The organism is Marinobacter sp. S0848L, from assembly GCF_023016065.1.
Lineage (GTDB): Bacteria > Pseudomonadota > Gammaproteobacteria > Pseudomonadales > Oleiphilaceae > Marinobacter.
The window spans coordinates 107,693-131,877 of sequence record NZ_JALKAQ010000006.1 but is presented as its reverse complement, the minus strand read 5'-3'; the positions used below and the strand labels follow the sequence as shown (position 1 = coordinate 131,877).

The 24,185-nt window shown below is 56.0% G+C and carries 23 protein-coding genes; 8 read left to right on the top strand and 15 right to left on the bottom strand.

All coding sequences use genetic code 11. From position 1 onward, the window contains the following. Positions 1-40: 40 nt before the first annotated feature. Positions 41-1,732: an L-lactate permease gene (locus MWU64_RS09735; RefSeq protein WP_247063882.1), complete on the bottom strand. Its 1,692-nt coding sequence runs from the start codon at positions 1,730-1,732 to the stop codon at positions 41-43. Positions 1,733-1,950: 218 nt separating this feature from the next. On the opposite strand from MWU64_RS09735, the gene MWU64_RS09730 reads away from it, so the two are divergent. Further along, a complete protein-coding gene (locus MWU64_RS09730) occupies positions 1,951-2,736 on the top strand; it encodes a GntR family transcriptional regulator (RefSeq protein WP_247063880.1) in 786 nt (261 codons plus the stop codon). Positions 2,737-2,847: 111 nt separating this feature from the next. On the opposite strand, the gene MWU64_RS09725 is transcribed toward MWU64_RS09730, so the two are convergent. The 3 genes from MWU64_RS09725 to MWU64_RS09715 all read right to left on the bottom strand — a co-directional run bounded on the left by MWU64_RS09725 (position 2,848) and on the right by MWU64_RS09715 (position 5,392). Beyond that, positions 2,848-3,606, bottom strand: a complete 759-nt coding sequence (locus MWU64_RS09725) for a putative 4-mercaptohistidine N1-methyltransferase (protein WP_247063878.1) — start codon at positions 3,604-3,606, stop codon at positions 2,848-2,850. A gap of 23 nt (positions 3,607-3,629) precedes the next feature. Further along, a complete protein-coding gene (locus tag MWU64_RS09720) occupies positions 3,630-4,778 on the bottom strand; it encodes a mechanosensitive ion channel family protein (protein ID WP_247063876.1) in 1,149 nt (382 codons plus the stop codon). A 68-nt stretch (positions 4,779-4,846) separates the two neighbouring features. After that, a complete protein-coding gene (locus MWU64_RS09715; RefSeq protein WP_247063875.1) occupies positions 4,847-5,392 on the bottom strand; it encodes a glutathione peroxidase in 546 nt (181 codons plus the stop codon). Between the two features lie 176 nt (positions 5,393-5,568). Between MWU64_RS09715 and MWU64_RS09710 the strand changes: the two genes are divergently transcribed. The 7 genes from MWU64_RS09710 (at position 5,569) to MWU64_RS09680 (ending at position 12,367) form a co-directional block, all read left to right on the top strand. Next, positions 5,569-6,558, top strand: coding sequence for an LLM class flavin-dependent oxidoreductase (locus MWU64_RS09710; RefSeq protein WP_247063873.1), 990 nt, complete (start codon positions 5,569-5,571; stop codon positions 6,556-6,558). Positions 6,559-6,587: 29 nt separating this feature from the next. Beyond that, complete coding sequence (locus tag MWU64_RS09705; RefSeq protein ID WP_247063871.1) at positions 6,588-7,127, top strand: YqiA/YcfP family alpha/beta fold hydrolase; 540 nt, start codon at positions 6,588-6,590, stop codon at positions 7,125-7,127. 140 nt (positions 7,128-7,267) lie between these two features. Next, complete coding sequence (gene dctP, locus MWU64_RS09700) at positions 7,268-8,296, top strand: TRAP transporter substrate-binding protein DctP (protein ID WP_247063869.1); 1,029 nt, start codon at positions 7,268-7,270, stop codon at positions 8,294-8,296. Positions 8,297-8,408: 112 nt separating this feature from the next. After that, a complete protein-coding gene (locus MWU64_RS09695; protein ID WP_133006748.1) occupies positions 8,409-9,005 on the top strand; it encodes a TRAP transporter small permease in 597 nt (198 codons plus the stop codon). A 38-nt stretch (positions 9,006-9,043) separates the two neighbouring features. Beyond that, positions 9,044-10,330 (top strand): TRAP transporter large permease, encoded by a 1,287-nt coding sequence (locus MWU64_RS09690; protein WP_247063867.1) that lies wholly within the window; start codon positions 9,044-9,046, stop codon positions 10,328-10,330. 32 nt (positions 10,331-10,362) lie between these two features. Beyond that, positions 10,363-10,806, top strand: a complete 444-nt coding sequence (locus MWU64_RS09685) for a universal stress protein (RefSeq protein ID WP_247063864.1) — start codon at positions 10,363-10,365, stop codon at positions 10,804-10,806. A 148-nt stretch (positions 10,807-10,954) separates the two neighbouring features. Beyond that, complete coding sequence (locus MWU64_RS09680) at positions 10,955-12,367, top strand: sodium:alanine symporter family protein (protein ID WP_247063862.1); 1,413 nt, start codon at positions 10,955-10,957, stop codon at positions 12,365-12,367. 60 nt (positions 12,368-12,427) lie between these two features. On the opposite strand, the gene MWU64_RS09675 is transcribed toward MWU64_RS09680, so the two are convergent. The 11 genes from MWU64_RS09675 to MWU64_RS09625 all read right to left on the bottom strand — a co-directional run bounded on the left by MWU64_RS09675 (position 12,428) and on the right by MWU64_RS09625 (position 24,128). Then, positions 12,428-13,285, bottom strand: coding sequence for an ABC transporter permease (locus tag MWU64_RS09675; protein ID WP_247063859.1), 858 nt, complete (start codon positions 13,283-13,285; stop codon positions 12,428-12,430). 4 nt (positions 13,286-13,289) lie between these two features. Beyond that, positions 13,290-14,150, bottom strand: a complete 861-nt coding sequence (locus MWU64_RS09670) for an ABC transporter permease (protein WP_247063858.1) — start codon at positions 14,148-14,150, stop codon at positions 13,290-13,292. Beyond that, positions 14,147-15,241 (bottom strand): ABC transporter ATP-binding protein, encoded by a 1,095-nt coding sequence (locus MWU64_RS09665; protein WP_247063856.1) that lies wholly within the window; start codon positions 15,239-15,241, stop codon positions 14,147-14,149. The genes MWU64_RS09670 and MWU64_RS09665 overlap by 4 nt, the downstream gene beginning before the upstream one ends. Before the next feature lie 5 nt (positions 15,242-15,246). Beyond that, positions 15,247-16,323: an extracellular solute-binding protein gene (locus tag MWU64_RS09660; protein ID WP_247063853.1), complete on the bottom strand. Its 1,077-nt coding sequence runs from the start codon at positions 16,321-16,323 to the stop codon at positions 15,247-15,249. 151 nt (positions 16,324-16,474) lie between these two features. Further along, a complete protein-coding gene (locus MWU64_RS09655) occupies positions 16,475-17,515 on the bottom strand; it encodes an extracellular solute-binding protein (protein WP_247063851.1) in 1,041 nt (346 codons plus the stop codon). Next, on the bottom strand, positions 17,512-18,282 hold the full coding sequence (gene potC / locus MWU64_RS09650) for a spermidine/putrescine ABC transporter permease PotC (protein WP_247063849.1): 771 nt from the start codon (positions 18,280-18,282) through the stop codon (positions 17,512-17,514). The genes MWU64_RS09655 and potC overlap by 4 nt, the downstream gene beginning before the upstream one ends. Further along, positions 18,279-19,136, bottom strand: a complete 858-nt coding sequence (potB, locus tag MWU64_RS09645) for a spermidine/putrescine ABC transporter permease PotB (RefSeq protein WP_247063847.1) — start codon at positions 19,134-19,136, stop codon at positions 18,279-18,281. The genes potC and potB overlap by 4 nt, the downstream gene beginning before the upstream one ends. After that, positions 19,129-20,250 (bottom strand): spermidine/putrescine ABC transporter ATP-binding protein PotA, encoded by a 1,122-nt coding sequence (potA, locus tag MWU64_RS09640; protein WP_247063844.1) that lies wholly within the window; start codon positions 20,248-20,250, stop codon positions 19,129-19,131. Before potA ends, potB begins: the two co-directional genes overlap by 8 nt. Positions 20,251-20,360: 110 nt before the next feature. Beyond that, positions 20,361-21,431: a TRAP transporter substrate-binding protein gene (locus tag MWU64_RS09635; protein ID WP_199005369.1), complete on the bottom strand. Its 1,071-nt coding sequence runs from the start codon at positions 21,429-21,431 to the stop codon at positions 20,361-20,363. 113 nt (positions 21,432-21,544) lie between these two features. Continuing rightward, positions 21,545-23,224 carry a methyl-accepting chemotaxis protein gene (locus tag MWU64_RS09630; protein ID WP_247063842.1) on the bottom strand — a complete coding sequence of 560 codons (1,680 nt, stop codon included), beginning with the start codon at positions 23,222-23,224 and terminating at the stop codon, positions 21,545-21,547. A gap of 127 nt (positions 23,225-23,351) precedes the next feature. Then, positions 23,352-24,128, bottom strand: coding sequence for a cation diffusion facilitator family transporter (locus tag MWU64_RS09625; RefSeq protein WP_247063840.1), 777 nt, complete (start codon positions 24,126-24,128; stop codon positions 23,352-23,354). Positions 24,129-24,185 lie beyond the last annotated feature (57 nt).

The window sequence follows — 24,185 nt, the reverse complement described above, 5'->3', positions numbered from 1 at the left end:
GTTCTTCAGGCTGCGTGGCAGCCCTGCCCGTTGTTTCAGATCAGTTCATCAAAGGGTCGGTAACGCCCAAAGCATAGGCTGCCACCAAGGCAACCACACCGGTCATTACAAGATAGTAGATGGTCGGGCGAATGGTTTTGCGTAGGGTCTGGCCTTCACGGCCCAGCAAACCAACCGTCGCCGAAGCCGCCACCACATTGTGAATCGCGATCATGTTACCCGCAGCCGCACCAACAGCCTGCACCGCCACCATCAGCGCCGTGGACAAGCCGAGGCCTTGGGCGACACCAAACTGGAACTGGCTGAACATCATATTCGATACGGTATTGGAGCCGGCAAGGAAAGCGCCCAGCGCACCGACTGTAGGCGCCAGGAAGGGATAGATGCCGCCCACAGAATCCGCCACCCAGGTGGCCATGGCCAGCGGCATGCTTGGCAGGTCGGCCAGGTTGACGCCGGAGTTGATCATGATCCGCACCATCGGAATGGTGAACAGCAGTACAAAGCCCGCGCTGAGCAACACCCCGCCCGACTCTTTCAGGGCTTCACCCATGGCCCTGGTGCTCATCCGGTGAATGAAGAAGGTAGCAATCACCACCATCACCAGAATGCCGCCAGGCAGGTACAGTGGCTGCACACCGGCGCTGACCCCGGCCTCACCCAGAATGTTCGAGAAGGATACGCCAATGCTGACGAAGAAGTCTTTCACCGGCGCTACCGTGCGGCTGATCACCAGAATTGCACCCATCAGAACATACGGTAGCCAGGCACGAAAGCCACTCATGGGGTGGGCAGCGATGTCTTCCAGTTTCATTTCCAGCTTGCCAACCCACTCGGCTGGCCAGTCTTCACGCTCGGCAAAGTCCCAGGTTTTCTTCGGAATCAGAAAGCCCTTCCTGGCCGCAAACGTGACAATCGCCAGGCCAATCAGGCCACCCAGCAACGACGGAAACTCCGGCCCCATCAGTATACCCGTGATGGCATAGGGCACCACGAAGGCAACGCCTGCAAACAGGGCAAACGGCAACACTTCCAGACCTTCCTTCCAGCTTTTGTTCTGGCCGAAGAAACGGGTCATCATCACCGCCATCAGCAGCGGCATGATCACGCCAGCAATGGCGTGGGTAATGGCAACTTCGGAGGTAATCAGCTGCAGGTAGGCTTCCCAGCTGGAACCCGCAGCCTCAAGCTGGCCACTGATCGTGGCCTCGTCCAGCCCCGTGGTCACACCGACAATGATCGGTGTGCCGACCGCGCCAAACGACACCGGCGTGCTCTGCACCATCATCCCGAGCATAACCGCCGCCATGGCCGGAAAACCTACCGCCACCAGTAACGGCGCCACAATGGCTGCTGGCGTACCGAAACCGGATGCGCCTTCAATAAAACTGCCAAACAGCCAGACAATGATAATGGCCTGGATCCGCCGGTCCGGCGTGATATTGGTAAAACCAGAGCGAATGGTAGCAATGGCTCCCGAGTGCTTGAGGGTGTTCAGTAGCAAAATGGCGCCGAAGATAATCCACAACACACCGATCGTGATCACCAGTCCCTGCAGGGTCGAGGCGAAAATTCGGTTCAGGGTCATGTCCCAGGCGGTATAGCCAAGTACGGCCGTTGCCAGAAAGACAACAGGCATGGCAGTTCGGGCGGGCCATCGCAGGCCGAGAAGCAGAATTCCGGCCAGCAGAATGGGGGCAAATGCCAGCAGGGCGAGTAATCCGGATGACATGGTTTTCTCCAGAGTATTGTTATTGGGCTCTATCTTTGGATAATTGGCCTTACCAATTGACAAATCTGATCCAAGCACAGTATTTGAGCGATTAAAGACTGTCAAAACCCCAAACTAAGACATTGGTCTTAAGGGCTTGCTGTTTTGCTGTTAAAACAAGTACAAAGGCAGTCAGTTTTTTTGGTAAGACCAATTTAATCCGTGAACTCCGGAGCCCTATGTCGATCAACCAGATCGCCCCGAAACGCCTGGCAGACACCATTGTCGAACAGCTGGAAACCATGATTCTCGAAGGCACCCTGAAGCCCGGCCAGCGCCTGCCACCTGAGCGGACACTGGCCGAGCAGTTTGGGGTTTCCAGGCCATCGTTACGGGAAGCGGTGCAAAAGCTCGCAGCGAAAGGCCTGCTGATCAGCCGCCAGGGTGGCGGAAATTTTGTAACCGAAAGCCTGGGGGCAAGCTTCAGTGATCCCCTTGTTCAGCTGCTGGAAAACCGACCCGAAGCCCATCGAGACCTGCTGGAGTTCCGGCGCACCCTGGAAGCAGACTGCGCCTACTACGCGGCGCAGCGGGCGACTGAAGTTGACAAGGCGCGCCTGACCAAGGCCTGGCAGGACCTTGATGCCTGCTACCAGACCCCTTCCAAAGAAAACATCGAGCAGGAAGGCGCGGCGGATGCCGGCTTTCATCTGGCCATTGCCGAAGCCAGCCACAACGTGGTGCTGCTACACACCATGCGCAACCTGTTCAGCCTGCTGAAGAACAATATTGTCACCAACATCGGCGGGATGTACTCCAAGGAAGCCGCCACCCGGACGGGCCTGATCAGCCAGCATCAGAAACTGTTTACCGCGATTGTGGAAGGCCGGGCCGAGGCGGCACGGGCAATAGCCGGAGAGCATATCGAATTTGTGCAGAAAACCATTGAGGAAAACACGGAAAGCGAGCGCCGTCGGGAACGGGCCCTTCGCCGGGACAGTTCCGGCAAAAAACACCAGGCGTAAAAAAGCCGGGGAGTCCCCGGCTGAAGCAATCACACGATGCACCAACACAATGCATTGTCCTGATGAATCCTCAGAATACCCGCTCTATATGACCCTTTCGTGACATCGCGGTTAATCCGGTAATTTTTCCCAGACCGTCAACTCAGAGAAGCTGTGCTGGAATTTGTTGCGGGTCTCGCGAATGACAAAAGGCAGGCTCCTGGGTTCGCCCAGCATCCGGAAGTGGGGCGCCAGCATATCCTTCAGGCCATCCAGTGTGGTGTAAGGTTTGCCATCTTTCAGGAAACCGCCAACCCACTCGGCCTTGGGCGTGTATTCTTCCAGCCAGGTGTACGGGGAAGCGATCACCAGCAAGCCCAGGTCATTTATGCGTTCGTGAACGGTTTCCAGGAACAGGGATGGTTTGTAGAGTCGATCAATGAGGTTGCCCGCCAGCACCAGGTCGTAATCCCGGTAACGCGCACCCAGCTGGCAGGCATCGCCCTGGTGAAAAGCCACCCGGTGCATGGCATCAGACAAACCCAGAGCTGCCAGCGAACGCTCCTGATAACTGACCAGTTCACCTTCTTCTGGCCGGGCATAGCGGGCCACTCCCTCCCGCACCACTTCCTTGCATTTGCGGATAAACGTTTCGGAAAAGTCGATGCCATCCACGTGATCAAAATGCCGCGCCAGCTCAAGCGTGGTTCGCCCTACTGCGCAACCAATATCCAGGGCCCGGCAGGTTTGCCGGCCGTCCAGCGCCTCCATGGCGGCATCCGCTAGCTCTTTCGGGAAGTTCGCCTCGCCATGCCAGCTCTCGCCAAAGTGGAACTCCAGGTACTGGGCCAGGGTGGTGTTGTCTTCGTAGTAGCCCGTCGGCTCCGTCATTTTGTTCTCCTCGTACCGGCAGGTCAGGACTTGCCGGCCAGTTTCGGGTAAAGCGGTTCCACCAGGGGTTTCAGGCCCTTGGCTTCATCAATAAACAGCTGCAGGTGCGGGAAAGGAATCTCGATGCCGGCGTCATCCAGTGCCTCCTTAACCTGCTCCAGCACATCGGCCATGATTCTGGGCTGAACATCCAGGTTATCCGGCGTAATCCAGATTTTCACTTCCAGGTCTACCGAGGAATCGCCCAGGTTCTTCAGCACCACCCGGGGTTCCATACCGGCGCTTTGCAGCACTTCCGGATGCGCCAGCAGCACCGGCATGATCACCTCCCGGGCTGCCTTGGCGGACTCCTTGTAGGCGATACCCACCGGTATATTCAGCCGGGTCGCGCCCTCGGCACTGTAATTGACGATATCGGAAGACGCCACGCTGTCGTTGGGAATCATGGTGAAAATGTTGTCCCGGGTGCGCAGCCAGGTGGTGCGCAGGGCTATCTTGACCACCTTGCCGTCCTGCCCGTTGATGGTTACCCAGTCGCCAATCCGGAATGGCCGTTCGATCAACAGGGTAATGCCGGCAATGAAGTTGGACAGGGTCGATTGAGCCGCAAAGCCCACCGCAATACCGACAATCCCGAGCCCGGCCACAATCGACACCACATCAAAGCCAAACTGTGCCAGCACGGTGACCGCCGCAAAGGTAGCGGTAAGCACAGAGAACAGGTTTTCCACCAGCTGCCGGATGGACGGATCCAGCCGGTAGCGGCTCATGGCTTCCCGGATCAGCCGGCCGGCAACCAGCCAGCCCACAAAGAACCCCAAGGCCATCAGCCCGGCCCGGGCCATGGATTTCAGCAATTCCGGCGCCGCCCCGAACTGGGCCATGATCACCAGCAAAGCGCCCAGCCCGAACAGATACCGGATCCCCGTACGGGCATGGTTAAATAACGGGTGCCGGGCCCGCTTTTTGCCCACGGCAAAACGCACAATGCTGATCAGCAGGGCGTACACCACCAGAAACAGCCCCAGATACAAGGCCGAAATCAGAAGCTGGCTGAGGGCATGCACCGCCAGTTCCCCCCAGTCCGCCTGGCCATCGCCAAACGCATTCAGGGTGTCGGATACATTCTGTTTTATCTGTTCACGCACAGCGGCAAAGATGCTTTCTGCCATTGAAGGTTCCTTGTACAACGGTTCAGATACCCTGCCTGTAAGGGTAGCCGGTTATGCCATCCCGGGCGTTACAGTACAGACTCTACCGCCTCGATCAGTTGCGGGTCGTCCGGCCGGACCTTGCTGGGGAAACGCTCAACCACCTTCCCGCTGCGGTCCACCACATACTTGGTGAAGTTCCAGCGCGGCTGCTCACTCTGGCGGTTGATTTCCCGGAACACCGGGTTGGCCTGCTCGCCGGTAACCGGCGTGGGCGCAATCATGGTGAAGGTCACCCCGAAGTTCACAAAGCAGACCTTGGCCGCTTCTTCCTCGGTGTCCGCTTCCTGGCGAAAATCATCACTGGCAAAACCGACCACCACCAGGCCCCGGTCTTTATATTGCTGGTGCAAGGCCTCCAGCCCTTCAAACTGGCCGGTATAACCGCAACGGCTGGCGGTATTAACCACCAGCATGGGCTGGCCCGCCGCCACCTCGCACAGATTAACGGAATCCCGGGAATGCAGCTTGCGCTGCTCGTGGTCCAGGAATTCCGGGCAAGATTGGGCAGCCGCCGAAGAGGCAAAGCCCAGAAACACAACCAAACTCACACACTGTATCAGCACCCTACGCATGATCTTTCCTCCTGTTGTCTGGCCGGTATATACGAACCAGAGCGCCAGACTGTTCATGCACTTTAGCACTTGCAGGGAAATCCGGCCCCGCTACCGTGCCAGCCCTTGAAGAAACCGGCCCGAACCATCATTGTTTATTGATCACTATCGATAGTCCTTCAGAATCCCGGAGCTCCATGTCCATTAAACCCGATTTTTCCCTGCTCGAACTGGCCTCCGTCCGCGAAGGCGATTCCGTCTCCACCACACTGGCCAACAGCGTGGCCTATGCCCAGCATGCCGAGAAGCTTGGTTTCAAGCGTTTCTGGCTGGCCGAGCATCACAACATGGAAGGCATCACCAGTTCTGCCACCTCGGTACTGGTGGGCCACATTGCCGGCAAGACCGAGAGCATCCGCGTCGGTTCCGGTGGCGTGATGCTGCCCAACCACCCGCCCCTGGTGATTGCCGAACAGTTCGGCACCCTGGAATGCCTGTACCCGGGCCGCATTGACCTGGGCCTTGGCCGGGCGCCGGGCACCGACCAGATTACCGCTCGGGCACTGCGCCGGGAGGGTCTGGGCGCGGAGCAGTTCCCTGAAGACGTCACTCGCCTGCAAACCCTGCTCGGGCCGCTGCAGCCGGGCCAGCCGGTCAAAGCCATTCCCGGCGCCGGCACCAACGTGCCGATCTGGCTGCTGGGCTCCAGCCTGTACAGTGCCCAGCTGGCCGCCATGCGCGGGCTGCCCTATGCCTTTGCCGGCCACTTTGCACCGCGCCTGTATCGCGAAGCGCTCAGGGTGTACCGGGATAATTTCCAGCCTTCCGAGCAGCTGCAGCAGCCCTACGCCATGCTGGCCATTCCGGCCGTACCGGCGGACTCCATGGAAGAAGCCAAATTCCTGAGCACCACCAGCTACCAGCGGATTCTGTCGCTGTTCCGTGGCCAGCCGCTGTGGATGAAGCCGCCGGTGGAGTCCATGAATGGCCTGTGGAATGCCGCTGAAGAAGCCGGGGTTAAGGATTTTCTGGGCTTGCAGGTCATTGGTAATTCCGACGACCTGAAGCAACAACTTGAGGAACTGCTGTCGGATATTCAGGTGGAGGAGCTGATGTTCACCGTTGATATCTACGAGCCGGCCAGGCGCCGCCACGCCCTCGACATCCTGGCCCAAACCCGGACCTGAACCGACTGACCGAATGCAGGGAGCCTGACATGCCCGAACAACCGTTTTTCGTGTTTCTGTCCCATGGCCTGGAAAGCGGCCCGGGCAGCACCAAGATCCAGGCCCTGAAAGCGGTGGCGGAACAGTTTGATGGCGTGCGGGCCGAGGCCATCGACCACCGCAGCAGCAAAGACCCGGCAGTCCGGCTGGAGCAGATGCGAGCCGCCATGGAAAGTGCCGGCGCCGTGCCGGAGCGGACCATCCTGGCCGGCTCGAGCATGGGTGGCTGGGTGTGCGCCCAAACCAGCGCCACCACCCCGGTACTGGGCTGTTTTCTGCTGGCGCCGGCACTGGCGTTGCCTAAATATCCGCAATCGAGCCCGCTGATCGGCGCCCATTATACCCGCATCATTCACGGCTGGGATGATGATGTGGTACCGGTGATGCCGGTTCTGGAACTGGCCCGTGAGCAGCGCCTCGAAACCCTTGTACTGCCAGACGGGCACCGGCTGGAGAACAGTGTCGACAGGGTGGCCCGGGAGTTCCGGCAGTTCCTTCAGGCCTGCTTCACAAAACAGAATCAGGCCTGAATTCATAGACTTGCAATGCCGGAATAATCGCCAGCCCCAATTCCCTGATTTTGGTCATTTCCTTGCGAAAACCGCGTTGTTTTGCCAGTCTAAAAAAAGGTAACAAGGAATTAACTGAAAAAAAGAGCGGAGACAACGCGATGAACAGCACAAGCAAATTCAGGAAACTGGCGGGTATTTCAGCACTGGCGTTTGCCGGTCTGACCGCAGCCAATGCGGTAAATGCAGCCAACTGGCGTTATGCCCACGAAGAGTACGAGGGTGATGTTCAAGACGTCTACGCCTACAAATTCAAAGAATACATCGAAGAAAACTCGGACCACACATTGCAGGTTTTCCGCTTTGGCGAGCTGGGTGAGTCCGACGACATCATGGAGCAGACCCAGGCGGGCATCCTGAACTTCGTGAACCAGTCCCCGGGTTTCACGGGCGCACTGATTCCAGAAGCTCAGATCTTCTTCATTCCCTACCTGCTGCCAACCGACATGAACACGGTGATCGAATTTTTCCGTGAGTCCAAGGCCATCAACGAAGACTTCCCGAAACTCTATTCCGAACAAGGTCTGGAGTTGCTGAAGATGTACCCGGAAGGCGAATTCGTTGTCACCGTGGATGAGCCGGTGACATCGCCAGAAGAGTTCCAGAACAAGAAGATCCGGGTGATGACCAACCCGCTGTTGTCTGAAACCTATTCCGCGTTTGGTGCCACCCCCACACCCCTGCCTTGGGGCGAGGTATACGGCGCTCTGCAAACCAATATGATTCAGGGTCAGGAAAACCCGATCTTCTGGATTGAATCCGGCGGTCTGTACGAAGTGTCTCCGAACCTGGTATTCACCGGCCACGGCTGGTTCACCACCGCCATGATGGCGAACCAGAACTTCTACAACGGTTTGTCTGACGAAGACAAAAAGCTGGTGCAAGACGCCGCTGACTTCGCCTTTGAAGAAATCATCGATCACATCGATGGTCTGGCAGATGAAGCGCTTGAGAAAATTGTCGAAAAAGGTGACGACGTGACCGTTACCCGTCTGAACGATGAACAGATTGAGGCGTTCCGCAAACGGGCACCTCAAGTTGAAGAGAAATTCATCGAGATGACTGGCGACGGCGGCAAGAAACTCCTTAAGCAATTCAAAGCCGACCTTGAAGCTGTTCAAGGCGAATAAACGGCAGGATTCAAAGGGTGGCTCTGGCCACCCTTTGTTGTCCGGCTAAGGTTTAAATCTGCCCCGCCGTGTGCTTTAACGGCCGGGAGCAATCAGTTGTGGAGCACCACCCATGTCTGAGCATCCTCAAGAGGCTGTTGAAGACGATACCGGCACCTATGAATCCGGTTTACCCGGCATTCTCGGCACCATCGACGAATGGATAGCCAAAACCGAAGCAGTCATGCTGGCTGCTGGCGTTATCCTGATGGCCATCAACACCTGCATTAACGTTATTGGCCGTTTTGTTTTCGGAGAAGGTTTGTTTTTCTCCGGCGAGATCAACCGAATCCTCATTATCCTGATCACCTTTGCCGGCATTGGTTATGCCGCCCGGCACGGTCGCCATATTCGCATGTCAGCGGTCTACGATGCCTTTCCTGCCAGCGGCCGGAAAGTTCTGATGATCGTCATCGCACTCTTCACCTCCGTTGTGATGTTTTTCCTGTGTTACTACTCATACGGCTACATCGAAACACTGCACGGCCGGGGCCGAATCCTGCCAGCGTTGGGCCTTCCCATCTGGTGGATTTATATCTGGGCACCGATCGGCTTTGCCATAACGGGCATTCAGTACTTCCTCACCGCCATTAAAAACTTCACCAGCAAGGATGTTTACCTTTCAACAGGGGTGGTTGACGGTTATGCCGACACAGAATCGGAAGTTTAAAAGCAGCACAAACCTGGAAGGTTGAGGACACGCATACTATGGCAACTATTATGATGCTCATCATGATCGGGCTGCTGCTTCTGGGCTTCCCGATGATGATTCCACTGATCACCGCCGCGGTGGTTGGTTTTGTAATGATGTTTGACGGCTTCGGCCAGATGGGCACCTTCATCCAGCAGATGATGGGCGGCATCCGGCCGGCGTCGTTGATCGCAGTACCTATGTTTATTCTGGCTGCCGACATTATGACGCGCGGTCAGTCTGCCGACCGGCTGATCAACATGGTCATGTCGTTTATTGGCCACGTTAAGGGCGGGCTGGCGATCAGTACCGCCACCTCCTGCACCTTGTTCGGTGCGGTCTCTGGTTCCACTCAGGCAACCGTGGTTGCGGTGGGTTCGCCGCTGCGTCCGAAGATGCTTAAAGCCGGTTATTCTGACTCTTTTACCTTGGCTTTGATCGTTAACGCCAGTGACATTGCGTTTCTGATCCCGCCCAGCATCGGGATGATTATTTACGGGGTTATTTCGGAAACCTCCATTGCCGAATTGTTCATTGCCGGTATTGGTCCGGGCTTGCTGATCCTGCTGATGTTTTCGGTGTACTGTCTGATTTACGCCTACAAGAACAACGTACCCACGGAAGAGAAAGCCAGCTGGAAACAGCGTGCCGTGTCAGTTCGGGATGCGTCTTGGCCACTGATGTTCCCGGTCATTATTGTCGGCGGTATTTACGGCGGTATTTTCAGCCCAACGGAAGCGGCCGCCGTGTGCGTGCTTTATGCGTTCCTGCTGGAGTTCGTGATTTTCCGCTCGCTGAAACTGACCGATGTGTATCGAATTGCCAAATCAACCGGCCTGATCACCGCCGTGGTCTTCATTCTGGTTGCTGTGGGTAACGGTTTCTCCTGGATCATTTCCTTTGCCCAGATTCCGCAAGCCATTCTGGAGTCCGTTGGCGTCAACGAGGCTGGCCCGGTAGGCGTTCTGATCGCGATTTGTGTCGCGTTCTTCATCGCCTGTATGTTTGTAGACCCCATCGTGGTGATTCTGGTGCTCACCCCGATTTTCGCCCCTGCGATTCAGTCTACGGGCCTTGATCCGGTATTGGTGGGTGTTCTGATCACCTTGCAGGTGGCCATTGGCTCTGCCACACCACCGTTCGGTTGCGACATATTCACCGCGATTGCGATTTTCAAACGGCCGTATCTGGAAGTTATCCGCGGCACGCCGCCGTTTATATTCATGTTGGTGGCTGCCGCAGGCCTGATCATCGCCTTCCCGCAAATTGCGCTGTTCCTGAGGGATCTGGCTTACCCACAGTAAGCCGGATACCCGGCCAATAACAGGAGACTGCTATGTTTAATCGAATTCTGGCGGCCGTGGATGGCTCCAAAACATCGCTTCGGGCACTGGACAAGGCAATCGAGCTGCAACGGCTGTTACCAGAGGTGGAGATTTTCATCATCTGTGTTTACAAGCATCACAGCTTATTCGAAGCTTCCTTATCCATCGGGCGCCCCGACGATATGGACATCCCGGATAAAGTTTTATCGGAATTCGCTAAAGAAGTGGTTAACCACGCGAAGGAGTTTGCGAAAGAGCACGGCGCCACAAAAGTGCGCGGTTTCGTGAAAGCGGGCCGGCCTTCCAAGGTGATTGTGAAGTTCGCCAAGGAAAAAGAGGCCGATCTCATCGTGGTCGGTACCAAAGGCACCAACAGTGATAAAGACGGCATGTTTTTGGGCAGTGTTTCTCACCGGGTTGCCTCCCAGGCTAAATGCCCCGTATTGGTTGTCTAACGCTTTTACCGGGCTTCTGAATACCCCCGGCAGCAGATTTTTTGCTGCCGGGGTATCACGGATATCCGCAAGCTGCGTGAAATTTCACCGTGCTAAACTGCCGCGCCTCTAGGTTAACTTTCATTCACAAATCACAAGGCGCTTGTCGATGACCGCAATTGTCGATTTTCTCAACTCTATTATTTGGGGCTATGTCCTCGTTTACGGTTTGCTTGCCGTAGGCATTTTCTTCACCGTTCGCCTCGGCTTTCTTCAATTCCGTCATTTCGGAGAGATGGTACGAGCCATCCGCGGTTCCCGGGAAAGTGACGTTCACGGTATTTCCCCGTTCCAAGCTCTGTGCACCAGCCTCGCCTCACGCGTTGGCACCGGTAACCTTGCCGGTGTCGCGGTTGCTCTTTATCTGGGCGGTGCCGGGGCCATTTTCTGGATGTGGATGGTCGCTCTGGTGGGCATGGCCACGGGCTATGCAGAAAGCACACTGGCTCAGCTTTACAAAGTGCGTGACGGTAAGGGCCAATACCGAGGCGGCCCGGCTGTGTACATCGCCAAAGGCCTGAAAGCACCCTGGGCCGCAGCCATTTTCGCGGTTTGCCTGATTATTTCCTTTGGTTTGGTCTTCAACGCCGTTCAAGCCAACTCCATTGCCGATGCCATGCAAGGTGCGTTCGGCGCACCCAAACTTGGCGTCGGCGTGGTGATCGCCGCCTGTGCGGGCGTTGTGATTTTCGGCGGTCTGCGCAAAATCGTTCGCTTTGCGGAATTTGTAGTGCCGTTTATGGCCGGCGCCTATGTACTGTTGGCACTGGGCGTGATGGCGATGAACATCACCGAAGTACCGAGCGTATTAGCGCTGATCGTAAAAAGCGCGTTCGGCCTGGAAGAAGCAGCCGGTGGCGCTGTGGGTTCCGTCACCGCGGCCATGCTGAACGGCATCAAGCGCGGCCTGTTCTCCAACGAAGCGGGTATGGGCTCGGCACCGAACATTGCCGCAACGGCAACGCCTGCACCGCACCACCCGTCTTCTCAGGGTCTGGTACAGGCTTTCGGTGTGTTCGTTGACACCATCGTTGTGTGTACCGCCACAGCAATCATGATTTTGCTGGCGGGCGTTCTGGAGCCAGGTTCCGGCGTAACCGGCACCCAGCTAACCCAGCAGGCTATGGAAGTTCACCTTGGCGAGTTCGGCAGCTACTTCATTGCCGTGGCCATTCTGTTCTTTGCCTTTACTTCCATCGTTGCCAACTACACCTACGCTGAAAACGCTTTGGTGTACCTGAAAGGCGGCAACACCCTGGGCCTGACCATTCTTCGCCTGGCCGCTTTGGGCATGGTGATTTGGGGAGGTTACGAAGCGGTTGTCACCGTATTCAACGCCGCGGATGCGTCCATGGGTCTGATGGCGGTGATCAACCTGATTGCCATTGTGCTCTTGTCGGGCACTGTGATTAAGCTGACCAAAGACTATCTGGCTCAGCGTAAAGAAGGCGTAGTACCGCAGTTCAAATCCGCAGATTACCCAGAGCTGGACGAGAAAATCGACAGCAGTATCTGGCGCTAATGTGCAATGCCCTGCAGCTATCCGATGATGGCTGCAGGGCATTTCTTTCCTTTCCTCGACCTATTGTTCTCCCCGGTTTTGTCGCAACGCCAGCATTGCTAACAAGCCAGATACGACCATAAGAAACAACGCTACCGCATTGAGCACTGGCGTAGAGCCCTCTCGCAACCGATTGAACAACGCTACCGTCAACGGCGTATCGCTACCGGTCAGCATGACCGTGGTATTAAAGTTCTCGAACGACATCAGAAACGCCATGGCTGCCGCCCCGAATATCGAGGGTAATAACCAAGGTAAGGTGACGGTGAACCATGCAACCAAAGGCGTCGCACCCAGATTCAACGCAGCTTCTTCCAATTGTGGATCAAACTTCCTCAGCCGTGCGCCGATGACCAGAGTGGCCAGTGTTGTGATAAAGGTTACTTGCCCCATCACCACCAACGTCATCCCCGGCCGAAAGATATCCAGCTCAATCCCCCACAGCCGAGACACTTCGTTGGCCGTGCCGCTGTAGAACACCAAAATAGAAACCCCCAGAATCACACCGGGAATCACCAGTGGCAACAGCATCAGCAGGTACAGGAATTCCTTGCCACGAAACTGCAGGCGCTCAAACAACACGGCATTGACGCAACCCAGCGCAACGCTGCCCAGCGTGACCCAAAAGGCAATCTTGGCACTCACCCACAAGGCATTGATCAAGCCGTCGTCATGGAACAGACCCGTTCGCCCTTCGCTACCATCAGCCAAATACCAATCAAGCGTAAACCCTTGCCATGGCAACGAGGGAAACGGTGAATCGTTGAATGCAAAGGCCGCGGTTACTAACAGGGGCAACGCCAAATACACGAAAAACGCCACCAGATAAGCCAGATACAGGCCATCAAACAAACGGGAACGAGGTACAGACCGAATCATGATGTTACCCCATCACCTTACGCAAAGACTGGCCCGACAGTTTCAGCCCCAGCCACACCATCACCGACGACAGCACCAGCAACAAGACGCCCAGAGCGGCTCCCTGTTCCCAATTGAAACGGGTAATAAACTGGGTGAAGATCTGTTCGGTGAACCAGGCGCTGTCTTTGCCACCCATCAAAACCGGAGTCAGGTAGCTGCCAAGGGTTAACATGAATACCACGATGCACCCGGAAACAATTCCGGGCATAGCCCAAGGCACCACAACTTCCCGAAGTACCGTGGCGTGGCCACCGCCAAGATCATAGCCAGCCTCCACCAGATTCTCATCCATCCCGTCTAAGGTGGTCACCAAGGGCACCACCATAAACAGCAAACCGTTGTAGACGAGGCCGATAATTACCGCGACATCGTTATAGAGCATTTCTACCGGGCCATCGGCCCAACCCAACGCCTGCAACCAAGAGCTGAACAAGCCACTTTCTCGGAGCAGAATCATCCAACCGTAAGTACGTACTAACTCACTGGCCCAGAATGGGATCAGGCAGGCTAGAAATAATACGCCCTTACTGCGGCCGCGGGCCATTTTGGCGATGTACCAGGCAATGGGAAACGCCACCAGCAGCGTCAGGAAGGTGGTAAACAACGACATCACGCCGGTGCGGACGAAGGTGCGCCAGTAATAGGATTCTGTGAAAAAGTTCTGATACTGCTCCAACCCCCACGCCAACGTATCCCAGCTCTCACGAACCTGAAACGACACCCTGAGCATCTGTATGTGCGGCACCAACACCAACAACACAATCCACAACAGGAAGGGGGTTAGCAACAGCCAGAGTGATAGGCGGCTCGCGGACGATTTCATGATCGATCGGCCCCAAACACCCGGGCAAATCGGGGGTCCCAAGAAAGCTTGATTGAGCTGTTTAAAGCCAACGCCGGCGCGGAGCCGTCTTGGGGCAAGCGGGCGTATACCAGACTGCCGCTGTTTTCCGCCTCCACTCGACTATTCGCACCGTCAAAAAGAGTTGTTTTCACACTGGCCTGCATCACCGAATAATCGTTATTCTGCACCGAACCAGCAAACACCAGAGATTCAGGGCGAACATATAACTCCGCACGCTCACCCGGCCGCACCTCATTCGAAGCCACGCGGCCACGCACTAATTCGCCGCTATCCAGCCGGATTTGGGCCAGATTGTCTTCCAGCGAGACGACTTCTCCGCCCAGACGGTTGTTGTCGCCCACAAAGCCCGCCACGAACGGAGTCGCGGGCTCACGGTAGAGTTCTTCCGGTGGGGCGACCTGATCGAAGCGGCCGTCTTTCATCACCGCCACTTGGTCAGACATCACCATGGCTTCGGACTGATCGTGGGTGATGTACACAAAGGTTGTACCGAACTGCTTCTGAAGGTGCTTGAGCTCCACCTTCATCTGCTCACGCAGTTTCAGATCAAGCGCACCGAGCGGCTCATCCAGTAACAACAGGGTAGGCTTCAGCACCAAACACCGGGCAAGAGCCACGCGTTGACGCTGGCCACCGGACAATTCCATCGGATTCCGGTTTTCAAGCCCGGGCAGGCCAACCTGCTCCAACACCTCTGCCGTTAATTTCCGGCGTTCGGCCGCAGGTACTTTCCGGCGTTTCAAACCATAGCCGATGTTGTCGCCTACCGACATGGTGGGAAATAAAGCCAGATGCTGAAACACCATGTTCACCGGGCGGTGGTTGGGGGGTACATCGTTCATCCGCTCCCCACGGATATAGATATCTCCCTGGTTGGGCCTATCGAAGCCCGCCAGCAGGCGCAGCAACGTGGTTTTACCACAACCGGACGGGCCAAGAATGGAGAAGAACGTGCCGGCCGGCACGTCCAGTGAAATGTTATTTACCGCTGTGTGGGCGCCGAAGCGCCGCACCAGCCCGTTACAGGAAAGGTCTGATTGTGTAGCCATGTAGATCAGTTCGCCGCTTGAACACGATCCAGCACTTGGCCTTCGGTGGCTTCCAGCCCTGGCGGCACAGGCGGGTACCATTTGATATTGGTGATGGCTTGCTCATCGAAACTCGCCCGATAGGCATCACGCAGGTCCGCTTTCACAAATTCGTCTGCGCCTTTAGATGCGGTAAAGTTGCCAGACGCATTGGTAATCTTCGCGGCGATTTCGGGCTGCATCACGAAGTTGATCCACTTATAGGCCGCATCTTCGTTTTCGCTGCGGCGAGGGATCGCAAAGGTGTCGATCCAACCCAAAGCACCGGACTCCGGCGCAACAAATTGAATCTCCGGGTTCTCGGCATTCAGTTTCCAGCCACCGGCATCCCAGGCCATGGCCGCGATGACCTCTTCAGTGCGCAGCAGCGACAGCAATTGATCGCCACCGGTCCAATAGGTTTTCACGTTGGCTTTGCAATCGATCAGCTTGTCTTCCACCTTCGCCATGATCGACGCGTATTCGTCACGATCGTTGTAGGCTGCGAACGGATCCAGCCCCATGGCAAAAGCGAAGCCCATCAGGGTTGGGCGTTTAAGGCGATAGCTCACTTTGCCAGCTACCGCGGGATCACACAGGTCGGTGTAATCCTTGACGGTATCGGCCACAGAGCTGTGCACAATCAAACCACTGGTGCCCCAAACGGCCGGCACACCGTAGGATTTCCCATTTAACCCGGTAGCTTCCTGAGTGGCCTTGACCATAGACGGCTGTAGTTGGTCGGTATTGATTCGGCTGTAATCGATGGGCTTGTAGACATTGAACTGACGCTGAACGCCAACGATCCGGTCCTGGCTCGGCTGAGCCAGATCGAAACCTGCACCGCCGGTGGCCCGCAGCTTGGAAATCATGTCTTCGTTGTTCGACAAGGTAATCTTTACATCGATACCGGTTTCTTCTTCAAACTGCGCCACTACTTCGTCCGGTGCGTAACCACCCCATGTAATAAGCCGGAGCTCTTCAGCTAACAACGGGCTGGCAGCCGTTGCCGCCAACAGAGAGGTACACAGTAGTGCCGAATTCCGTGTTTTATTCGCGTTCATGGTCGTTCCTTCCTCTGATTTTTGTGGCGAAGCACTTCGCTAACTTCTTGTTATCAGGAAGTTATAGACCATATATGACGGTTATGTGAAAACCGCCCACGAAAAAGGGAGGCCTCGGCCTCCCTTTTTCAATGGCATGCGCTAAAACGCCTTAAAGGCCAGACTTCAGCTTTTCCCAGTACTTCGCATAAACCTGCAACGCTTCGTCACCGATATCGGTCTGGAACTCAGCATTAACCATGTCTTCAGCGGTCGGGTAGCTGGCGCGATCACTGGCGACCGATTCATCCAGCAACTCACGAGCGGCAAGGTTTGGCGTGGCGTAACCGATGTCTTCACTTATCAGCGCCGAGATTTCAGGCTTCAGCACGAAACTGATGAACTTGTGCGCGGCTTCCGGGTTTTTCGCGTTTTTCGGGATCACGAAGCTGTCCAGCCAGGCGATGATGCCCTCTTCCGGGTACACGTATTCGAGCGTCGGCAGCGCGTCACGGCCCATTACGGCTTCGCCGTTCCAGATCATGCCAATGTCGGTTTCGCCTTCCAGGAAGGGCATGCGCGGAGCGTCAGAGTTGAAGGTGCGAACCGACGGCATCAGCTCGGCCAACCTCTCGTACGCTTCTTCAATATGTTCAGGGTCTGTGCTGTTGCCAGAATGACCTAACACTCTAAGAGCAACGTGGAACACTTCACGCATGTCGTTGGTCAGCACGATGCGACCGTCGAAGCGCTCGTCCCAGAGGTCAGCCCAGGCGGTTACTTCGCCGTCTACATCGGCGGTATCGACACCCAAACCGGTGGTACCCCATAAAAACGGTACGCTGTAAGCATTCTCTGGGTCGATATCCAGGTTGACCAGCTCCGGCGACAGGTTATCAAAGCCTTCGATCTTGCTGCGATCGATCGGCATCAGAAGATCTTCCTGGCGCATTTTGCTCACGTAATAAGTCGATGGCACCGCCAAATCATAGGCTGCGCTGTCGTCCAGAAGTTTCAGCCGCGCATACATAGCTTCGTTGCTATCGTAGGTGGTGTAAACCACCTGAATGCCGGTTTCCTCGGTGAAACGATCCAGCACTTCCTGCGGCATGTACTCCGACCAGTTGTACAGGTTCAACACTTGGGTTTCTTCGGAACTGCTGCAGCCGGTCAGGCCAACCGCCAGCATCGTGGCCAGTGCCAGTTTCTTCATCGTTTACTCCTTAACAGGATCCATTGGGATAACATCAGCATCACCAGTGAAAACACCAGCAACAGGGTACCTAGGGCATTTACTTCCGGTTTCAGCCCCACTCGCACCATAGAGTAGATGCGCAGCGGCAAAATTTCATAACTGGGGCCACTGACAAAGGTGCTCACCACCACATCGTCCAGTGACAGGGTAAAGCCGAGCAGCCACCCCGCCAGCAGTGCCGGCATGATCACCGGAATCAATACGGTGCGGGTCATGGTGAAGTCACTGGCGCCCAAATCCCGGGCCGCCTCGGGCAGGCGCTCGTCGAACCCACTCAGGCGAGCCATCACCGTGATGACCACAAAGGGCAGGCAGAAGGTAACGTGTGCCAGCAGCAAAGACACATAACCCAGCTGCAGCCCCACCATCAGGAACAACCCCAGCAGCGAGATCGCCAAAACAATTTCCGGCGACATCATCACGATAAACAGCATGCCGTTCAGCACTTGCTTGCCCCGGAATCGGTATCGGTGCAAGGCCAGTGCAGTAAGCGCGCCTATCAGGGTCGACACAGTCGCAGCCGAAAGCGCCAGCCACAGGGAATTCCACATCGCCTGCACCATGGCGCGGTTATTAAACAGCGCTTCATACCAGCGAAAGCTCAAGCCTCCCCATTCATAGCCGGTGCGGGAATCGTTGAACGAAAACACCACCAGCACGGCGATGGGCACGTACAGCAGCAGATACACGAGGGTCAGGTAGGTCCGGGGCAGCCAGCGGCTCATACGCCGTCCTCCCCGATTCGCCGTTTACTCAAGCGATGGGCAAACATCAAAAACGCCATAGCCAACGTCAGCATGATGCTGGCCGCTGCGCCAAAGGGCCAGTTTCGGGCATCCAGAAACTGGTTTTTGATCACGTTACCCACCAGCAAGTTACGCGAACCACCCAACACGTCTGGCACGAAGAACAAGCCCATAGCCGGCAACAACACCAGCATCACACCAGCCAACACACCGGGCAGCGTCAACGGCACGATAACGTGAATGAATGTGGACCAGCGACCCGCACCCAAATCGTGAGAAGCCCGCAGGAAGTCTTCGCGCAGATCCTCAAACACCGTGTATAACGGCAAAATCATGAACGGCAACAACAGGTACACCAAGCCAATGATGACGGCGCCCTCGGTGTACAACATCTGCATGGGTTCATCGATGATGCCCATCGCCATCAATGCATTGTTCAGCAGCCCATTGGTCGCCAGGATCAATTTCAGGGCGTAGGTGCGCACCAAGGAGTTGGTCCAAAAGGGTACGATCAACAGGAAGATCAGCAATAGCCGATTCTTTCTGGCCACTTTCGACAAAGACCACGCGAACGGGTAGCCAATCAGCAGGCAAATCAACGTGGTCATGGCCGCCATATACAAGGAGTGCAGAAACACATCCAGATAGAGCGGGTTCAGAAGTTGGCGGTAGGCATCCAGATTCATCGGGAGCGAGATGAACGTGCTCGGGTCCCGAGTCATCACACTGGCACCGACCACCAACAGGTTGGGGGTGAATACTAAAAACAGCAACCAACCCCATACCAGCACCAGCACGGCGGTTCTGAACGGTTGCTGCAATGTATTACCCATCAACAGTTTCTTCCTCGGCCACCACCGCCGGCTCTTCCGGCAGCAACCATTCCCAGCCATCAACCCAGCTGACCCGGACTGGCTCGCCCAAGCGGTAGTCGAATGTTGGGTCATCTTCATCGAAGAATTCCGAGGCCAGCACTTCGGTGCCGTCAGTTAAATGAATGACCGAATCCAAGGTACTGCCTTTGTAGTTCCGCTCCACCACTTTACCGGCTACGCCGTCATCGTCACCCGGTGCCAGTACCCGGATGTCTTCCGGCCGCAGCAATACGTGCAAGGGCTGCCCTTTCACCACGGAAAAGTCTGGTTTACGGAACCGGCGTTTCAGGCCGAAGACATCCACAATAATGGTGCCGTCATCGTTCAGGGCATCCACGCGGCCTGGGAAGAAATTGGTTTCACCCACAAACCGGGCCGTAAACAGGTTAGCAGGGCGCTCATAGACTTCCCGGGGGGTGCCCAACTGCTGAATCAGGCCATCTTTGAGCACCACAATGCGATCTGACATAGACAAGGCTTCTTCCTGATCGTGGGTCACGAACACGAAGGTAATGCCCAGCTCGCGCTGCAAACGTTTCAGCTCCACCTGCATGGTGCGGCGCAGTTTGTAATCCAGCGCGGAAAGAGGCTCGTCCAGTAACAGCATTTTCGGGCGTTTGACCACCGCCCGGGCAATCGCGACCCGTTGTTGCTGGCCACCGGACAGCTGGTGCGGTTTGCGCTTGGCAAAGTCTTCCAGCTGCACCATGGCCAGAGCCTCTTCCACCCGCTGTTTAATTTCAGGCTTCGGGCGCTTTTCCATCTTCAGGCCATAGGCCACATTGTCGAAAACCGACATATGCGGAAACAGCGCGTAATTCTGAAACACGGTATTCAGAGGACGAGCTTCTGGCGGGGTATGAGTCAGGTCTTGGCTACCGAGGGTAATTGACCCTTCATCCGGGTGTTCAAACCCGGCCATCATGCGCAGAAGCGTGGTTTTTCCGCAGCCAGAAGGGCCCAGCAACGTAATAAACTCACCATCAAGGATCTCAAGGTCCAGCGAATCCAATACCTTGCGGTCATCAAATTGCTTGGAGAGTTTACTCAAAGAAAGCAGTGTCTGTTTCATCGGCCGCCGCCTAAAAAGTTAGCGGCGTATTTTTCCAGAAACCGCGGCCAACAAAAAGGGGCGTCAGGGTATTCCACAACCCCGCGCCCCTTGCGCCTTTCAGGCCGGTTTTACTGGTCAGCTACGCTGTTCAAATACGCCTTGTCCGAAATGTTTGTCCAGGGGCGAACCTGCTTCAGGTATTCGCGCTGAGACGTAATAATTTCGTTCGCCAGTTCGTCGTTTTCGGCAAACTCGTTCAACAGCCGGTTGGTGGTTTCGCGAAGCGCCTCAATCACCTCCGGCGGGAACACTTTGTGGGTCACATTCGGATATTCTTCCTTCATGCTGGCCCAGGCAGCGCCACTTTCATGGGTGCTTTGAATATACATATCGTAGGCCGCCGTGCGCATCGCCACTCGCAGCACTTCTTGCAGATCTTCCGGCAGCTTGTTCCAGGTTTTCTTGTTGATCAGGAACTGCACTTCGGCATTTGGCTCCTGCCAGCCGGAATAATAGTAGTCGGCAATCTGGTGGAAGCCCATTTTCAGGTCGAGCGCCGGACCCACCCATTCCACCGCGTCAATGGTGCCGCGTTCAAGGGAGGTATACAGCTCGCCCGGTGGCAAATTAGTCACGGCCACACCCAGCTCGGACATCACCTCGCCGGCAAAACCGGGGGTGCGGATTTTCAGACCTTTCAGGTCTTCCAGTGAGTTAATCTCTTTACGAAACCAGCCGCCCATCTGGTTGCTGGTGTTGCCACCCGGGAACGACAACAAACCAAACGGCTCGTACACCTTCTGCATCAGTTCCATACCGTCATCATGGTAGAACCAGGCGTACATTTCCGGTGCGATCATGCCGAACGGTGTGGTGGTGAAATACATGGCGTTCGGGATGGTGCCCTTGTAGTAATACGAGGCGGTGTGCCCCATATCGTACTGGCCGTTGCGCACCATATCGAAAATGCCAAACGGTGCTTTGTGTTTGTTGGAGGAATCGATCCGAAACTTCAACCGGCCATTGGACATTTTTTCGGCCATGGCGGCCATATTGCGCGGCGTATCGCCAAGCAACCCGGAGTTAGGCCCCCAGGTTTCTGCCAGGCGAATGGTGTAGGTTTTGTCTGCTGCCGCAAAGGGGCTGGCCAGAACAGCAACCGCAGCGAAGGCGGCCAGGAAGGTGTTACGCATAAACATAGTAAAAGGTTCCGTTATTATCGCTATAGGTCACAGGCAGTAACCTGCTATTAAACCACACTAAACCGACAGTCTCGCCCTTTGTGCTCTTGTCGGCAAGACTGCAATCAACCTTACACCTTAAACTGGCCAACCAACTCGCGCAGACTTTCGCCCAAGCGTGCCAGTTCATGGCTGGCTTCATTGGTCTGCGTGACACCTGTGTCACTTCGCTGTGCCGCATCCACAATGCGCACAACGTTTTGGTTCACCTCTTCCGCGACCTGGCTTTGCTGTTCTGCCGCCGTGGCAATTTGGGTTACCTGATCGTGAATCTGGGCGATCGAACTCACGATGGTATTCAGAGCGGTGGTCGCATGGTTGATCCGTTCAACAGTTGCCTCGGAACTCCGGCGGGAATGGTTCATCCGTTCTACCGAGGCTTTGGTTTCCGCCACAAAGCCGCCAATCATCTCGCCAATCTGATCCGCCGATTCGGCAGACCGGCGCGCCAGCTGGCGCACTTCATCGGCCACCACCGAGAAACCACGGCCGTGTTCACCCGCCCGGGCGGCTTCGATCGCTGCGTTCAATGCCAGTAAGTTGGTTTGTTCGGTGACTGCGTGAATAACATCCAGAACCTGCTGAATGTCGCCGGACTTCTCGGCCAGCGCATTGATGCTGGCAGCGGTGCTTTCGATTTCACCTGACAATTGTGTCACCGCCCCCTGAGCACTGGCGATGGTTTCGCCGCCTTCACGGGCCATGCGGTCGGCATCGGATGCCGCGCTTTCCACTTCGTTGGTGTTACCGGATATTTGCTGGATGGTGGCGGCCATTTCATTAATCGCCGAGGCAATCTGATCGGTTTCAGAACCCTGCTCCTGCACCGACTGGCTGGTTTCATTCGCCACCCGGCTGAGTTCCTCGGCGGCGGAGGCCACTTGGTCGGTGGTGATACCCACTTCACGGATAGTCGTTTGCATCTTGACGACAAATTGGTTGAACCGACGCCCCAATTCGGCCAACTCATCCGAACCATCTTCCGGCAGGCGCTGGCGCAAATCACCATCGCCATTTGCAATCTCCTGCATCGTATCGCTGACTTTCTTGAGCGGTGCGGTCACCGTGCGGCCAATCAACAACCCCACAATTAGCGCGACGATCACAACGCCGATGGTTGCAATGAGAATAAATAACATGGCTGAAGAGATAGTGTCGTCGATGTCTTGCTCTGCCGCAGCCAGCACCCGATTAATATCGGTAATATAGACACCTGCGCCGATCATCCAGCCCCAGTCGGGCACCAAGGTGGTGTACGACAGTTTTGGTTCAATAGCACCGTTCGATGCGGGGTTTGGCCACTCGTACTGGTAAAATCCATCTCGGCTTGCCGCCTGAAACAGATCACCTACCAACCGCCGAACCTTGGGATTGGTGGTTGGGCCTTCCCGATCGGGGTTTGGCGCATACGCCAGATTGAAGACATCCCGGGTGTACGCGAACACGTAATTGGATTCGCCAAACGAGATGGTCCGAATGCGCTTTCGCGCCTCGTTTTTCGCTTCTTCGGGCGAGAGAGAGGAATTGTTTTTCGCTTCTTCGACGACGTCATTGACGGCTTCAATCAGATCGCGAAGCCCCTGTTTCTTGGCTGCAAACAACTCTGCCTCCAGCCGTTCCAGCTCAGCCTGGCCGTTGGCGTTAATTTCCACGACCGTGATCCAGGCGATAGCTCCCGCGGTCAGAAGTACCGGCACCAAGACACCGATTAATAATCGAGTTCGTATTCGCAGGGCGCTTATCAGGGGCATATCGGTGGCTCCGGGTTATTGTTAGTGTTGGCGATAGCCTATAGGCAGCGGTCGCTTTCATAGGTATCGACCATTATCGCCGCAACTTAAGTGCAGTCTAGCCAAATGTCTAGCCCGGAGCGCCAGCTCAACTCATGCGTACCAACTTCGCCTCCAACAGAAGGTTCGGTCCGAGTTTCGCTACTTTGACAGACTCGGGATTGACGCCTAAGCCTTCCAAGGCATCACGAATTTCATCCTTACTCTCGTCGGCAGGGGCGGCCAACAACAACTCCCGAACGGCGCCTAAAACCATTTTCACCGGCACGGTCATGAAATAACCGGAGATCAACAACATCATGACCGGGTCGGCGTACACCGACCAAGCCGACCACTCGCTACGTTCTATCAACCATGCCACCGCAAACCCGAGCATAACGGCGGTGCTCAATACGGTATCCATCAGCCACTGGTCTTGTTCCGCCAACACCAGACCTGACCCATTGCGATGACTGGTCCAACGCAAATAAGCCCAAACGGCCAAACAGCCAACAACGCTGACCGTGCCGAAAACCAGTGCCATGCCAGCCTCCACCGGGCGGCCACCCTGGATAATTGAAACCACCGCCGAGGCAAATGACAGCACACACACCAAGCCAATAACCAACCCTTTAACCGCGATAACCAGCGGCTCTACGGCACCCATACCAAACGGATAGTCTTTCGTTGCCGGCCGGCGAACCAAACGCGCGGCATACAAGGACAGCAGCGACAGCGCCAAACTGACCAAAGAATAGGCACCGTCAAAAAGAATCACCAACGAATCGACCCAAAGGCCCCAGACAATTCCGGCTACCGCAAACAAACCGGCACCGACAGCAGACAATTTCAGCGCCATATTTTCCCGCGCTAGAGAAGTGAACATTTTGACCTCCTGTGAATAAGCGGCCATATTAGTGGGATCAATTCGTCGGCGTGAGTC